At 57.1% G+C, this 15,056-nt stretch carries 17 protein-coding genes; 10 read left to right on the top strand and 7 right to left on the bottom strand.

Annotated features, from left to right (window positions below; all coding sequences use genetic code 11):
• Window positions 1–205: 205 nt before the first annotated feature.
• The 5 genes from DVK05_RS15925 to DVK05_RS15905 all read left to right on the top strand — a co-directional run bounded on the left by DVK05_RS15925 (window position 206) and on the right by DVK05_RS15905 (window position 4,000).
• Window positions 206–583: a helix-turn-helix domain-containing protein gene (locus DVK05_RS15925; protein WP_080506116.1), complete on the top strand. Its 378-nt coding sequence runs from the start codon at window positions 206–208 to the stop codon at window positions 581–583.
• Entirely contained in the window at window positions 580–858 is a 279-nt protein-coding gene (locus DVK05_RS15920) for a hypothetical protein (RefSeq protein ID WP_049983702.1), read from the top strand. The genes DVK05_RS15925 and DVK05_RS15920 overlap by 4 nt, the downstream gene beginning before the upstream one ends.
• Before the next feature lie 220 nt (window positions 859–1,078).
• On the top strand, window positions 1,079–2,047 hold the full coding sequence (locus DVK05_RS15915; RefSeq protein ID WP_230455304.1) for an arylsulfotransferase family protein: 969 nt from the start codon (window positions 1,079–1,081) through the stop codon (window positions 2,045–2,047).
• 511 nt (window positions 2,048–2,558) lie between these two features.
• Window positions 2,559–3,263, top strand: coding sequence for a metal-dependent transcriptional regulator (locus tag DVK05_RS15910; RefSeq protein ID WP_049983704.1), 705 nt, complete (start codon window positions 2,559–2,561; stop codon window positions 3,261–3,263).
• Complete coding sequence (locus DVK05_RS15905) at window positions 3,260–4,000, top strand: TMEM165/GDT1 family protein (protein ID WP_049983705.1); 741 nt, start codon at window positions 3,260–3,262, stop codon at window positions 3,998–4,000. Before DVK05_RS15910 ends, DVK05_RS15905 begins: the two co-directional genes overlap by 4 nt.
• A gap of 144 nt (window positions 4,001–4,144) precedes the next feature.
• Here DVK05_RS15905 and DVK05_RS15900 read toward each other — a convergent pair whose 3' ends face one another.
• From DVK05_RS15900 to DVK05_RS15870, 7 genes are all read right to left on the bottom strand, one after another.
• Window positions 4,145–4,528: an STAS/SEC14 domain-containing protein gene (locus DVK05_RS15900; protein WP_049983706.1), complete on the bottom strand. Its 384-nt coding sequence runs from the start codon at window positions 4,526–4,528 to the stop codon at window positions 4,145–4,147.
• A 26-nt stretch (window positions 4,529–4,554) separates the two neighbouring features.
• A complete protein-coding gene (locus DVK05_RS15895; RefSeq protein ID WP_049983707.1) occupies window positions 4,555–5,481 on the bottom strand; it encodes a cation diffusion facilitator family transporter in 927 nt (308 codons plus the stop codon).
• 22 nt (window positions 5,482–5,503) lie between these two features.
• Window positions 5,504–8,179 carry a heavy metal translocating P-type ATPase gene (locus DVK05_RS15890; protein WP_121564801.1) on the bottom strand — a complete coding sequence of 892 codons (2,676 nt, stop codon included), beginning with the start codon at window positions 8,177–8,179 and terminating at the stop codon, window positions 5,504–5,506.
• 318 nt (window positions 8,180–8,497) lie between these two features.
• Window positions 8,498–8,860: a plastocyanin/azurin family copper-binding protein gene (locus DVK05_RS15885; RefSeq protein ID WP_230455306.1), complete on the bottom strand. Its 363-nt coding sequence runs from the start codon at window positions 8,858–8,860 to the stop codon at window positions 8,498–8,500.
• Window positions 8,861–8,944: 84 nt separating this feature from the next.
• Window positions 8,945–10,201, bottom strand: a complete 1,257-nt coding sequence (locus DVK05_RS15880; protein WP_049983709.1) for a ZIP family metal transporter — start codon at window positions 10,199–10,201, stop codon at window positions 8,945–8,947.
• Window position 10,202: 1 nt separating this feature from the next.
• Window positions 10,203–11,462 carry a multicopper oxidase domain-containing protein gene (locus tag DVK05_RS15875; protein ID WP_049983710.1) on the bottom strand — a complete coding sequence of 420 codons (1,260 nt, stop codon included), beginning with the start codon at window positions 11,460–11,462 and terminating at the stop codon, window positions 10,203–10,205.
• A gap of 128 nt (window positions 11,463–11,590) precedes the next feature.
• The gene (locus DVK05_RS15870) at window positions 11,591–12,268 is read right to left on the bottom strand and encodes a metal-dependent transcriptional regulator (protein WP_049983711.1); all 678 of its coding nucleotides are present in this window, start codon (window positions 12,266–12,268) and stop codon (window positions 11,591–11,593) included.
• 221 nt (window positions 12,269–12,489) lie between these two features.
• Here DVK05_RS15870 and DVK05_RS15865 point away from each other — a divergent pair, with 221 nt between their 5' ends.
• From DVK05_RS15865 to DVK05_RS15845, 5 genes are all read left to right on the top strand, one after another.
• Window positions 12,490–12,657, top strand: coding sequence for a DNA-binding protein (locus tag DVK05_RS15865; protein WP_004048632.1), 168 nt, complete (start codon window positions 12,490–12,492; stop codon window positions 12,655–12,657).
• A gap of 71 nt (window positions 12,658–12,728) precedes the next feature.
• Complete coding sequence (locus tag DVK05_RS15860) at window positions 12,729–13,289, top strand: TATA-box-binding protein (RefSeq protein WP_049983712.1); 561 nt, start codon at window positions 12,729–12,731, stop codon at window positions 13,287–13,289.
• A gap of 85 nt (window positions 13,290–13,374) precedes the next feature.
• Entirely contained in the window at window positions 13,375–14,418 is a 1,044-nt protein-coding gene (gene xseA, locus DVK05_RS15855; RefSeq protein WP_049983713.1) for an exodeoxyribonuclease VII large subunit, read from the top strand.
• Between the two features lie 2 nt (window positions 14,419–14,420).
• On the top strand, window positions 14,421–14,603 hold the full coding sequence (gene xseB, locus DVK05_RS15850; RefSeq protein ID WP_049983714.1) for an exodeoxyribonuclease VII small subunit: 183 nt from the start codon (window positions 14,421–14,423) through the stop codon (window positions 14,601–14,603).
• Between the two features lie 203 nt (window positions 14,604–14,806).
• Entirely contained in the window at window positions 14,807–15,055 is a 249-nt protein-coding gene (locus DVK05_RS15845; protein ID WP_049983715.1) for a hypothetical protein, read from the top strand.
• Window position 15,056: the final 1 nt, after the last annotated feature.

The raw sequence follows: 15,056 nt of genomic DNA, 5'->3' as shown, positions 1-15,056 counted from the left end.
TCTGAAAATAATGAACCCCGACTCAGAGATCAATACAAAATATACTCCTCTCAATATTATGTCACTAAGTCTTCGCTCACCTCTCTATTCTTTCAAATCGTTACTTTTGAGCTGGGAATCGAGACTTTTCCCAGCCCTGCTTCATCAGGAGAACCGTCAAAAAACAATCGGACACTATTTTTCGTCCAATGTATTTAATTGAATTATGGGAAATAATTCAGCGGCATCCGAGGACGCACCGGCGTTACAGGAAGTCCTTGATGCGCTGGATGATCCCGACTGTCGTTCCATCCTCCGCCAAACCGTTGAACCCATGACCGCGAACGAATTGAATGATGTCTGTGACATCCCAAAGTCGACGTTGTATCGTAAATTAGAATTACTCAGTTCCGCTTCCCTTGTCCGAGAGTGGGATACGATCAATTCCGGGGGTGGACGTGTTACCCATTACAAAAGATCATTCGATAACGTGATGATATCTGTGGACGATACAGGCGAGTTTTCGGTGAGTATTGAGCGGCCCCCACAGTCCACCGATGAACGGCTTGTAGATATCTGGTCGATGATGGGAGACGAAGTATGAACGGCGTCATCACGGCGATTGCAGTCGTCAAGTTCGTAATCCTGTTTCTCGGTGGCGGGATCACCTACATTGCATTTAAGGCCTATCGACGCACGGGTGAGGATTCACTACGTGTCCTTGGTGTCGGGTTCGGTATTATCACACTCGGGGCAATCCTGACTGGCGTGGCCAACCAGTTCTTTTCTGTCGGATTGGCCCTCGGCGTGCTCATCAACAGCCTGTTCGTTGCCCTTGGTCTCGCGGTTATCATGTACTCGCTGTATATCCAGAAATGAACCCCGTTCCTGATCTCCGTGGGGCAGCTATCCAATCCTTTTCGGCGTGGTTCTGTTCGTTCTCACGCTTGTTAGCAGTACAATGCTCGCCCCTGCGATTGGGACGGCTTCGGAGATAAACCAGACGTCCCAAACCTTGGTCGAGTCTCAGAGGGGTGGTCCAGGCTGGCACGAATGCGGCATAGCGTCTACCTCCTCAACGGTACGAACACTACGTGACGTGAATCGAGTGCTGATAGCTATTTTTAACGTCACCCAAACAGAGAACGGAACAGTGTTAGCCGGGTTCATGGACAGCGGGTACGCTTCGTGCGGATCAGACGAGTCTCCCTGTACCCGAACGGGATTCCGAGTCATTGACCCCGGGAAAGACCTGCAGGTGCTTTCGGGGTATAGCTTCCCGGTGCGAACGAACAAGAACAGCGTAGTCCACGATGTCGAACGACTCGAATCGGGTGAATATTTGGTCACCGATATGGAGTACAAGCGTATCTTTACTGTCAAGAACGGCGAAGTCACGTGGCAGTGGAATGCGAGTTCGTTCTACGACGCCCCACAAGATCCGACAACGACCGACTGGCTACACATCAACGACGTGGGCGTCACCAGCACCGGACACTATCTCGTCTCAGTGCGGAACGCCAACCAGCTTCTCGTCATCAAGCGCGGAGAGGGTGTCGTCGACGTCAACAACAAAGACACGACCGATTCAAACGAGACCAACTGTCATATATCATGCCAGTTAGCCGACTATGACAGTGATGGCGATATTCGATGTGGCGACCCTGACGTGCTCAACCACCAGCACAATCCTCAGTGGCTCGGGGATGATGCCGTCCTCGTCGCTGATAGCGAGCACGACTGGGTCGTCGAACTCCACCGGACTGAGAATGGGAGTGTGGAACCAGCGTGGACACTCGACCGTGCTGGTGGTATCACGTTTAATTGGCCTCAAGATGCTGATCATCTCCCGAACGGGAATACATTGATCACAGACACGTTGAATCGCCGGTTTGTCGAAGTAAACGAATCAGGAAAGGTGGTCTGGAGCGTCCAAACTGAGCGTATTCCATATGAAGCAGGTCGCCTCCCAGTTGGTGAATCTGGCGAGGGGCCCGGTACACGAGTGATGGAGGTGGCGTTGGAAGTGTCAATAAAGACGTGCCGGCTCTCTCACTGCTGCTCGTAGGGCTTCGAGCCGTCATTACCTCTACGGCCTTCTGGTTTCGGGAACCACAACTCGGACTAACGATAGTCTCCGCGCTCCTCAACGTCGCCGGTGGAATTGACCATCGTCGGACCTAATCAATCAACGGTGAGGTACCCAATCACATCTCTGTACGATTCCAACTCGACCAAGGAGAGTTCGTAGGCTTCTTTTTATCACCCCCAGAGACGGTTAACCTCTTTTCACCAACTTCATTTTGATACACCTACTTCGCCTGCTGCGATAAGATGAACTCGGGCTTGTTTAGACGCGGTGGAATCACCGTTTCCGGTCTCTATCCAAACCACCAAAGCGGATTGAGAGGCACTCACGGACAGATCCTGTTGACCCCAACAGAGCCACTAACCAACCAATTCAGAAGCGTCCAAACAAGGCCGATGAACTCTATTATCACAATTACAGAAAATTGATGTAACCGACTCTCTCAATGATCCCCAAGTATTAAATTAGATGGGTCTAAATAACGGTCTAAATGGATTCGAGTCCAGTAGTTGAGGACACCCTCAAAACGATCTACCACCTCCAGCAGGAAGCGGGTCCACCGGTGTCAACATCTGATATTGCCGATCGGCTCGATAAGGCACAGGCGACGGTTACGAGTACGCTTGACCGACTTGAAGCGCAGGGACTGATCGCACGCGAACCGTACCATGGAAGCGAACTCACCGACGACGGCAAAACCGTTGCGGTCGAAGTACTCCGGCATCACCGGCTCCTCGAAACCTATCTGGCCGACCACCTCGATTACCCTTGGGAACAGGTCCACGAGGAAGCCGACAGACTCGAACACCACATCAGCGAGGAGTTCGAACGGCGGCTCGCCGAGACACTCGAAAACCCCCGGCGAGACCCCCACGGCGATCCGATTCCAAGCGAAGACCTAGAGCCGCCGAATCAGGACCCGATGACACCCCTGTCAGCCTGTGAGGTCGGCGATCGAGTGGTCATCACTCGCGTTAGCGATCGCAACGAGAACGACCTCGCATACTTGGCCGACGTCGGGATCACGCCGGGCACAGCTGTCCGTATTGTTGACATCGCCCCGTTCGGAATGCTTACTCTCGCTGTCGACGATACTGAGCAAGCCATTCCCGAAGGGGTTGCGACGTCGATCCGAGTGACCCCCGTGAACGACGCCGACGACTCGGGTAGCGTTGAGCACCGGGGTGACGCATGACGCCATTTCTGGAGATCGTCGTAATCGCGGCCATCGCACAGCTCACCGTACTGCCAGGGGAGAAAGTCCAGTTCATTATCGCCGGACTGTCGACCCGGTTCAAGCCACTGCTGGTTGTCGCGGCGGCCGGGACGGCATTCGCGGGCTGGACCGTCCTCGAGATCCTGTTCGGCCAGGCGCTCCAGCAGGCGCTCCCGGGCGTCGTCCTCGACGGGATTACGGCGGCGCTCTTCCTGCTGTTCGCGGTGTTACTCGTCCGGTCAGCACCTGGCAGCCATACTGTCCCAGTCGAGAGCGGCACACAGACGGATGGTGGCGTCGTCGGGACACGAATCACGGATATCAACCCGGAGTTCGAAGCGTTCGGCTACACGATCGGCGGGCAACTGGGCGAATTTCTCACCATCTTCGCGATGATGGCTGCTGGGGAGTTCGGCGATAAGACCCAGCTTGTCACCATCGGGCTGGCGGCACAGTACGGGGCTAGTGCCGCGATCTGGGCGGGTGAAATGTTGGTCATCATCCCGGTGAGCCTTGCGAACGCGTACTTCTTCCACACGTTCTCACACCGCTTCGACGTCCGGAAGGCCCACTACGCCGGCGCGGCACTGTTTGCGTTCTTTGGGGTGGATACGATCTTAGGGATAGCGACCGGCCCGGAAGCGGTGTTCGGTCACAACAGCCTCTGGGAGGCGATCGTCAGCGCCGCTTCGGATGCGCTCCTCGCAGTCGTGTGACCACTTCTCGCTTGCCGTACTACGGTGGAACTGTTGATTCCTCATCGAAACTCACGGCAGAGACGTATCTCATCCGCTGGGATGCCAATCTTCCGGGGCGAGAACGTGCTGTTTGCGGTACGGGAACCGAAGCCTATCTGTCACTCATCCCTTCTCGGAAAGCCAGTCGAGCGCTCTCTCGCGCTCGATACTGTCGAAATATCGCATCTCGTCGGGCGCGACCGGCCAGATCGGCCGGATGACACGCCACCAGTCAAAGAGCAGCGTCGCCCACCTCGAATCGCCGACTGCGGCGTACCGGTCGATATCGAAGTCAGGGCCGTACCGGAGATCGGGAATCACCCCGTGGAGATGTGTGAGAAACGTCCCGAACGTCCAGTTCGGAACTTCCTCGTACACATGGATGCGTCCGTGCTGGTCACTTTTTTCGACGAGTAGCGAGTACAACTCTCGATAGCCTGCTCTCGACCCCCGCCCGACGCGAATCGCAACGATCTTTTCGTTCGTCTCGTCTAACACTTCGAACATTCGATTGGGTGCTGCGTGAGCCATCGTTAGTGGGAGTGATTCGTCGTACCGACAGGGTCGGTATCGGGGTCGGCACGCCCGACGACCTCGACGGTTGCGTGATCGATTCTTCGATCCGTGAGATGATCGTGAACTCGCGCCCGGATCTCTCGTTGTTCTTCGAGAGTGGTCGCTGTCTCGATGAGCCGGACGGTTGCGACGGTGAGTTGACTACACACCTGCCAGACGTGGAGGTCCTCAACCTGGTCGACGCCGTCGAGTGTCGTCAATTCATCCTGAAGCTCTTCTGACGACACCGGGCTCCGTTCCAACAGGATCGAGGTGCTTTCCCGGAGAACGTTCCCGGCCGACGCGAGCACCACCAGCCCGATGACTACGGCCGCCATAGGGTCTGCGATGGGGAGATCGAACACTGCGACAGCGACAGTCGAGACGATTACCGCAACAGAGCCACCGGCGTCTCCGAGCAGGTGGTAGAACGCGCCCCGTTCGTTGAGGCTCATCTTATCACCTTGTAACACGTACACGGAGCCGATGTTTACCAGCAGTCCACCCGTCGCGATGATCAGCGTCAACTCCGGATTGATCGCTACCGGCTCAAGGAACCGCTGGTAGGACTTCCAGACGATGTATCCGACCATTGGAAGGAGCAAGACCCCGTTCAGGAAGGCCGCAACCGGCTCCAGTCGGTGGAGACCGTACGACCACGCCTCACCGCCCTGGAATCGTTCGGCGGTGTAGCTCGCCCCGAACGCCATCGCGTACGCAAGCATGTCGAACAGCATGTGGAGTGCGTCGCTGATGAGCGCCACCGAACCGAACAGGAGTCCACCAGCCAGCTCGACGGCGAAGCCGACGAAGTTGATAACGGCCACGAACGCCAACCGTCGAGTACTCTGCTCTGTCGTCTGACGCCGGTCCTCGTCGTCGTGCTCGTGCGTATGGAGGGACATCGTCTCGACCAGTGAAGAGTGGTTAGCTGTCGGCCACCGCGTCTCTATCGTCAGTCGCAGGACGGATCCGCGAGAGTCGCATCGCGTTTCCGGTCACCGCGGTCGTCATGCCGGCGTCTCCGGCGAGGACGGCGAGCCAGATCGGAACGTATCCGAAGGGGACCGCGAGCGCCAGTCCAGCCTTCACTCCGAGACTCGCCCAGATGTTCTGTCGGATGACGCCGTTCGCGTCGTTCGCGAGTTCGTAGAGGTACGGGAGCTTCGCGAGGTCGTCGCCCATCAGGGCGATGTCGGCCGTCTCTAACGCGGTGTCCGTCCCGGCCGCGCCCATCGCAACGCCCACCGTCGCCGTCGCGAGTGCCGGGGCGTCGTTGATGCCGTCACCGACCATCGCAACGCCGTCGTACTCGTCGACGAGCTCCTCGATCGCCGTCACCTTGTCCTCGGGGAGTAATTCGGCCTGGTACTCGTCGACGCCGACCTGCTCGGCGATCGCGCGGGCAGTCCGCTCGTTGTCACCCGTCAGCATCACCGTTCGGGCAACACCGAGCTGCTTCAGTCGCGCCACCGTTCGCTTCGCTTCCGGCCGAATCTCGTCGGCAACCGCGATGACGCCTTCGAGTTCGTCTTCGGTCCCAACGAGAACGACGGTCTTGCCTTCTGCTTGGAGTTCGGGAACGGTCTCTTCGAGGAGATCGAGACAGTTGTTCCGGTCACACATCTGTCGGGCTGTCTGCGTCACGACGCCACCCTCGGTCGTCGCGTGAACGTGCGACAGGTCGAACTCTAACTCCTCAAACAGACCCGGCTTGCCTGCGAAGTGAGGAGTCCCGTCGAGATCGGCGCGAACACCCTTTCCGGTGATGCTCTCGAAGTCATCAACCTCGCGCTCGGCAACCCCTGCGCTGCCGGCTTCGGCGACGATTGCCTCGCCGATGGGGTGTTCACTCCGTTGCTCGAGCCCGCGTGCACACCGGAGCACGTCCTCCTCCGAGTTCCCGTTCAAGGGAACGACGTCGGTGACGGTGAGTTCACCTTTGGTGAGGGTTCCCGTCTTGTCGAACGCGACGACGTCGACGGCTCCCATCGCTTCGAGGTGATTGCCGCCTTTGATCAGGACGCCGTTCTTCGCGGCGCTCGTAATTCCCGACACCACCGAGACGGGCGTCGAGATGACAAACGCACACGGGCAGGCCAGGACCAGTAAGGTCAGCCCGTAGACGACGGCCGTGGACCAGGTTGTGCCGAGGATGTACGGGCTTGCTAGTGTCGTCAGGATAGCGAAGACGACGACCACTGGCGTGTAGTACGTCGAGAAGCGCTCGACGAACTGCTCGCGCTCTGTCTTATTCGACTGTGCATCTTCGACCATCTCCACGATTCGGGAGAGCGTGTTATCGCCGGCCTCGGAGGTGACCTCCACCTCGAGATACCCCTCCTCGTTGATGGTGCCGGCGTACACTTCGTCGCCAGTCGTCTTGTCGACAGGGACGCTTTCACCCGTGATAGGTGCCTGGTTGACGGCGCTTTCACCGTCGACGACGCTTCCGTCCATCGGGATTTTCTCCCCTGGCTTGACGACGACGATGTCACCAACTGCGACCTCGTCGACGGGAATCGTCTCCGTGCTCCCGTTCCGCTTGACGGTCGCTTCATCCGGTGAGAGATCCATTAGCTCGCGGAGGGAGTTTCGGGCACGGTCCATCGAGTACCGCTCCAGCAGTTCCGCGATGCTGAACAGGAACGCGAGGGTGGCGGCCTCGAAGTAGAGTGCCTCGCCGAATGCGAGGCTCGCAACGAGTGCTCCGAGGATAGCCACCGACATCAGGAAGTCGATATCGAGGTTCAGATTTCGCGCCGAGTAGTAGCCGTTGCGAAGGATTTCCTGGCCGCCGGTGGCTACAGCAATCAGGAACAGGACGTCGGCAACCAGTAGCTCCGTACCAAAAAGACCTGCAATCTGTACATTCTGGCCGGTCAAGAAGAATTCGAAGAGTAAGCCGAGGGCGACGAATCCACCGCTCACCCACGTCTTGAGTGCGCGCGAACTCGTCCAGATACTCTCGCGCCCTCCGCCCGCTTCCTGACGTTCTGATTTGTCGCCTGTCGTATCCGTGACCTCATACCCAGCGCTTTCGATCGCGTCGATGACGTCAGCTTCCCCAGCCCTCGACGAATCGTACGTGACAACGACGGTTCCGGTCGTCGGCTTCGTCTCGTAAGTGGTCACTCCACCGACTCTGTCAAGAGCGTTTTCGATTTTGCCCGCACACGACGGACAATCCATTTCTGAAACCGTGAATTTCGAGGTGACCTCGCCGGTGTTCTCCACGGTGTATCCGGCCTTTTCAACCCGATCTTCGATCGCGGTGGCACTCGTTTGCTCGTCGTCGTACGAAACGGTCAATGTCCCTGTTGCCACTTGCGGGTCGACGCTCTGGATTCCGTCCAGTTTTTCGACGCTGTTTTCGACCTTTTTTGCACAGGACGGGCAATCCATCTCCGGGACGGAGAATTGTGCAACGTCTCCCTGGTCTATCGATGAGGTAACGTCATCACCATCTTGTCCTGTGTGCTGGATGTGCTCGTGATCATGGTCATGTGTATGACCCTGCTTGTGAGAATCCTCTCCGTGGTTGTGGGTATGATCCGGTAGTTCACCACTTCCGTCGTGGGATTCCTCGTTAGGTGAGGTCATTACGTACTGCTAGCTACTACAGACTTATTAAATCAGCTGCTATTAAAACCCCATATTATGATAATCTCTAATAAAATAACTGTATTGGATTATTAACTCAACCGTTAATTCGTCCCATCCCCCGGACCAAAGTCTGGATTGCTCGATACTCGCCGTGTTTGAACCCGAGGAGATGCGTACGGACTCAATACACGATGAGACCGACGCTGACCACATCACCAGTGGTATTCATTGGGCTCATCATCGTCTCCTCGTTACGATAGCGAGTGGGCCCACGATCACGTGACCCTTCGCCGTAACGAGAACTTGATTCTTCGATTACTTTACCCGAACTGTCCCGATCATTCCAGACCCCTCGTGTGGGATACAAAAGTACCTGTACGTGCCTGGTTCCTCAAACGTATACTCGTAATTTTCACCCGGAGCGATGAGCCCCTCGGTGACCCGATTCCTCGCAGCCCGCTCTGATTCAAAGCCACCACTTGCGAAGTACGCGGCTTCGTCTGGAATCTCGTCTTCATACGCTGTGACCGTGTGATCGATGTCACTCTCGTTCGTCCACGTAACCGTCTCGCTAGGTTCGATCGTCGCGATCTTCGGCTCAAATCTGAGGTCGCCGGGCATCGTGACGGTCTGGGCCGCCGAGGACTGTCCGCCCAGACACCCAGCCGTGCTAAGCATCGCTAGGGTGGCAGTGCTGAGTCGCAACACCGTTCGCCGATCGTAGAATTCGGGTGACATTGACACAGAGATGGGTGGTGCCGATTAGAGCACTACGAAGAGGTCGGTCACGTACATCACGCCGAGGCCGAGCAGGAACGCGAGCAGGTTCGTGGCGCTGGCCACCCGACCGCCTGCATCCCGAACCATACCCGCGATCTCCCAGTTGACCTGTAGGATCGCACCAACCCCGATCGCGAGGAAGAAGGCACCGATCGTCGGTGAGTACGCGAGACTACCGATCCACCCGCCGAGGATGACGGGGGAACCGGCGATGACGCCGAGCGCGGCGAAGTGTCTGAACGACGGGCGCTCTCCGCGGGCGACCGGTGCAACGACGGCCGGGCCTTCCGTCACGTTGTGGAGCATGAACCCGATCACGAGGAACGCGCCGAGCGACACACGTCCGAGTGCGAACGAACTCCCGATCGCCAGTCCTTCCGCGAGGTTGTGCAGGCCGATCCCGACCGCGACCAGATAGGCGATCCAGAGACCGCTACTCGCCCGACTGTCACCGGCGGCGACACGGCCTTTGCGCCACGCGCTGATTGCCTGAACGAGAGTGAGCGCGCCGAGGATCCCGAAGACGACCAAGAGGTTGCCCTCGTACGCGCCCGGAACTCGTTGAGCGAGTTCGAACGCCTCGAATCCGGCGTCGAACGCCAAGAAACCGAGGACGCCGGCCGCGAACAAGAGCACGGCGTGCAGCCATCGATCGCTCATCGTCTTGATGTAGGGGAACCACAGCATCCCTAATGCGACCGGGATCACACCGACGAACAGCCCGATGACTGCAAGCGTCCAGAGCAGACTGAGGCTGAATCCGGGTGCCTGACTCGGAGCGACGATCGTATTCTCGAATGTCGCTCCGTCAGAGAGTACGAGGGCGACGTTGAGATCCCACCCCGGATTCCAGTGATACGGGATCACGATCTGTGCGCTTTCCATTGGGGCGAGCGTTTGGTCGCCACCAGCTCCTTCTACCTGAAAATTCCAGTAGGCCTCATCGACGAGGACCTGTGCTATCGTCACGGAATCGGGCCCGTTGTTCGTTACATGTAACACGACCGTTTCGTCGCTCGGAAGCGTCGTGTGCGTGATCGTCACGTCGGGAAGCGGTTCACCACTCTGGCTCTGAATACTCGCGAGTGGTGACGTGAACGCGAACACACCCAAGACGAGCACGAGCAACACGATCGGGAGTATCGCGCTGACCCATCGCGGTAGTCCGAGCGGCTGTGTGACCTCGTTTTCAGTAGATACACCACCGTCTGGCGTCGGTTTTTGTGTCTTATCCGCCATGTTAGATCACCTCAAAGAAGCTCATCCAGCCGAGTTCGGCGAACTCGGACTGGTGGGCGTGGAACATGTACAGCCCGGGTTCGTGATCCGAGTAGTCGAGCTCGATGATACCGCGTTGCGCCTGCGTCTGCATGATCGTGTCCACGGTCTTGCGCGTCGGTGTCAGCGTCGTCCCGTGGTCATAGTAATCGAAGAACTGCGAGTGCGTGTGGAACGAGTTGATGAGGTCGAACTCAGTCGCATTGGAGAGATAGACGCGTTGCCGTTCGTTCTTGTCGATCTGGATGGGACGCTTCGTCTCGCCCGCCGTCCAGTTGCCGGTGCCGTCGGTACTACCGATCCCGTATGCGAACGCCCGTGTGTTCGCCGCGTAGACCTCGTTCCCGCCGTCGAAGTTGGTGTCGAACGAATTCATCACCATGACCATCTCGTTGACGGCGTCGTTTTCGGCGTACTCGTGGTTCCGGCTCTTCGCCTCTTCGACGAACCGCGTCCGCATGTCGTCGGTAATTGGGCCAGGGTAGTTGACGTAGTCGCGTGGATTCTCCCTGACGCGTTCGGGGTCCGGATCGACAATGATCGTGCCGTAGAGTCCACGGTGGATGTGTTCTTTCAGTGGAAGCGAGTGACAGTGATAGAAGTGAGTACCGGCGGGCTGGGCGATCCACTCGTAGGTGAACGACTCACCCGTATCGAGGACGCCCGGTCCATTCTGGGGAATCCCGTCCATTCGCGGGTTGAGGTTCTTCAGGTGTGGATGAATCGTGTGTGCGTGTCGTCCCAGATTGGTGAACTTCACGCGGATCAGGTCACCTTCGACGGCGCGGATCGTCGGGCCCGGTACCTGGCCGTTGTACGCCCACGCTTGAAACTCGACACCCGGCGCAATCGTGATCGTCGTGTCGACGGCAGTAAACTCGAATTCCCGTACGGTTTGGCCGTCCTCTTCGTAGACCTGTTGGGGAACGTTATCCTGTCCGCTCTCTCCGGTATTGAACGCGGTGAGGAACTCGTGAGGGTCGAAATCCAAATCTCGGTATTCACCCACCGCACCGAAGTTACCGTGTTCATCCTCATCGTCATGATCGGATGAGGCACTTGCCCGAGAACTACCGAGTCCGACTGCTGCACTCCCGGCAACACCAAGACCGCCAAGGACTGTGCGGCGACTGACACTCGTATCACCGGTGAGTGATTCAACCAGTTGCTGCTCGAGGCGTTCTGTGACGTCTGCTGCGCTACTGTAATCTATCGATGGCATGATCTCCTCCGCTGGTCAAGCCTTCGCGTACCCATACACGTCTATTGTACCACCCAATATATAAATTAGACCTATCTAAACTTAGATTGAGTCTAAACCAATCACTTCGCTAATGGAGAATCATCAGTTTAGTTTGAAGCCCCAGTGAGCGTTTGAGCGGATATGGATCGGGACACTTCTTCTGGGAGTGCAACTCGTTCGTCGGTGCCATCGGGATCAAGCGTCACCATCCCAAATGAGGTAGTCTCAACAATTTCGACAACAGTTGTTGGGGTAATCCCGTGTTCAGACAGGTACCGGAGTAGATCTGGGTCATTGTCTGGCACCCGTTCGATTCGAACCTTGTCGCCAACCTGCTGATCAGCGAGGGTTTCACCGGATTGTAGCGGTGAAACGTCCAGATCCGCTGTGGGAATCGGGTCGCCATGTGGGTCAACTGCCGGATTCCCTAACTGCTCTGCAATTCTGTCGGCAAATTGACTACTGATATGGTGTTCGAGGCGATCGGCTTCGTCGTGTACCTCAGCCCAATCGTACTCAAGGCGCTCCGTCAGGTATCGTTCTAAGAGCCGATGGTGGCGAATAATTTCGAGCGCGACAGGAACTCCAGTGTCTGTGAGTACAACGCCCTTGTAGGGTTCGTAATGGACAAAATCGCGCTCGGCCAATTTTTTCACCATACTGGTGACTGACGGTTGTTCTACATCCATATGCTCAGCGAGCGTCGAGGTCCGCACCCGTTCATCCGTTTCGTCCTGGAGGTAATAGATTGCTTTGAGATAGTCCTCCATGATGGCGCTCAGCATTAGAGAGAAATTAGACGGGGCTAAGTTTATAATTTGCCCTAGGAATAATTCGTCTTGTCGCCAGCTGTGGGCGTAAGTCTGAGATGGGGCCGGCTATCGCCACGGTCAACACTGGCGCATTGATTTTCCGTATCTTCCTGTTGTGTTACTCGCTGACACACAGAATGACAAAACCGAGAGTTCGAACCTTTATAACATAGACACGAGAAGTCCGCGATGGAATCTCTGACCTCATCGTCAAAGCAGCCGTGAAGGACGCACTCTCGGACCACAACGTCTCGGCAGATTTCTACGACGCCCTCAACGAAGAGGTCGCCGAACTGCTCGACGACGCCGCAGAGCGTGCCGAGGCCAACGACCGGAAGACGGTCCAGCCCCGCGACCTCTAATTCGGAAGGAACTACACCAACGCTCGAAGTCACTCCCCGTTTTAAGGGGGTTGTGATTGGAAGGTACTCCCATGAGTGTCACAGCCGAATCAATTCAAGTCGAGAATGTGGTTGCGTCGTCCGATATCGGTCAAGAACTCGATCTCGAAACACTTTCTGAGGATTTAGGGGCCACCGACTACGACCCCGATAACTTCCCTGGACTCGTGTATCGGATGCACGATCCCAAAGCCGCAGCGCTCATTTTCCGCTCGGGGAAAGTCGTCTGTACGGGTGCAAAAAGCGTCGACAATGTGACGACTGCGTTGGAATACGTCTTCGACGAACTCCGTGAATTGGGTGTCGATGTCGCTACCACCCCAGATATCGAAATCCAAAATATTGTCTCAAGTGGGGACCTCGACCACACACTCAATTTGAATGCGATTGCGATCGGCCTAGGTCTCGAACACATCGAATACGAACCAGAGCAGTTCCCGGGGCTCGTCTACCGGCTTGACGACCCAGACGTCGTCGCACTCCTCTTCGGGAGTGGCAAGCTCGTCATCACGGGCGGAAAACAGCTTGACGATGCTGAACAAGCGCTTACAGTGATCGAAAACCGGCTGACTGATCTCGGGTTACTAGAGTAATTCAAGGACACAGAACAGTTGGCAGGGTACACTGGCACTGAGGGGTACATTTTTGAATCTGCTCTCTCCGTCTTAAGTTAGTGCGATGGCTGATGCCGAACGAGAGGTAGATGATGCCCTGTCCGGGAATGTTCTTTCAGTCCAAGAGCTGAACGACCGAATTGCATCGGTCGTCCAGGACACGCCTGCCCTCAACGGCGTCCGTTGTATTGGCGAGGTCACGGATCTCCACCAGAACAGTACCGCCCTCTATTTCACCCTGACAGACGGTAACGCCGAGCTTCCCTGTATGCTCTGGGCGAACCGCTATCAGAAGATGGACGCTGACCTCGAGGACGGGACGGAGGTCATCCTCGAAGGCGATATCGACTACTGGACAGAGGGTGGGAAAATCGACCTCAAGCCGTGGGAGGTGATCGTCGTCGGCGACGGCGACCAGGCGGCTGCCGTCGAGCGACTGCGAAGCGAACTCGAAGAGCGTGGCTGGTTCGACGACGAGCAGAAACAACAGCCGCCTGCGTTCCCGGAGCGGGTCGGTGTCGTCACGTCCCTTCGAGGAGATGCCCGGTACGACATCCAGAACGCGATCCACGGACAGGACCCCACCGTCGACATCCTGGTGAAGGACGCCACCGTCCAGGGGTCAGAGGCGCCGATGTCCATTGCGAACGGTATCCACCATCTCGACCGCTCGGAGGACGTCGACGCCATCATCGTCGGCCGCGGCGGTGGGAGTGATTCGAACCTCCAAGCGTTCAACACCGAGCGGGTCGCGGAGGCGATCTTCACCGCCAATACCCCGGTTGTCACCGCAATTGGACATACTGATGACCGCCTTATCGCGGATCAGGTGGCGGACGTCGCGACGATCACGCCGACAGCCGCCGGCGAGTATATCGTAAACTCCCGCCAAGAGTTCCTTGGGAGTGAGATCGAGCCGCTGGAGCAACAGCTCGACGCCGCGTACGAAACCTTCCAGCAGGAGCACGAACATGAACGAGAGCTTGCCGAAGCAGTCGACGAGGCGGCCGCATCCGAGGGGCTCCCGCCGGTCTACTACAAGGCCGCAATCGCTGTGCTGCTGTTGCTGTTGTTGGCCATCACTGGGCTTTGGTTGGGGGTGATCTAAGCGTGGTAAACGACCAAGAGATCCACGATCGGCTGGCCCGTGTCGAAGAAATCATTGAGCAGCTCGATGCGGACGAGTGTGACCTCGATGAAGGGACAAGGCTTCACGAGGAAGGTCAGGAACTCTTGGCCGAGGTGCGAGAAATCCTCGACAACGGGTGTGGAGAGGTCGTGGAACTCGAGTAGAGCGCCATTTAGTCTTAACCAACAATCAATGGCATCTAACTCTATTGTTGGTTAACGGTACCTTTGCAGGGTGAACGAGCTCTCCGATTATAATTTACTTTAGAGTTTTGCGCCAGTTGGTAGCCAGAAAGTATTTACCTCACATACAACTACCACGTCAACGTGTACCACGATTTAATCGGTGCATACCTGAACCCGCACACATGATTACACGGTCAGTCACCATCGAAGACATCGATGAGCTGTACCTGATGTGGAACGACCACATCAACGCCTCGGCCCTCTATCGCCGCGCCCTCCGCGAAGAGATGGCGGTTCGGGATGTCGATCCCGACGAGCTTCGAGACCTTTTCGAACGGGCCCGCGAACAGGGCTACAGCAAAGACGAAATCGTCGCCGAGACCAATCGATACGCCGATCTCAAGACACTCGTCGACGACGCAGAGGAGTAAC

It is taken from the genome of Halorubrum sp. Atlit-8R (assembly GCF_003666025.1).
GTDB lineage: Archaea > Halobacteriota > Halobacteria > Halobacteriales > Haloferacaceae > Halorubrum > Halorubrum salinarum.
This window is presented reverse-complemented; position numbering and strand designations above follow the sequence as displayed.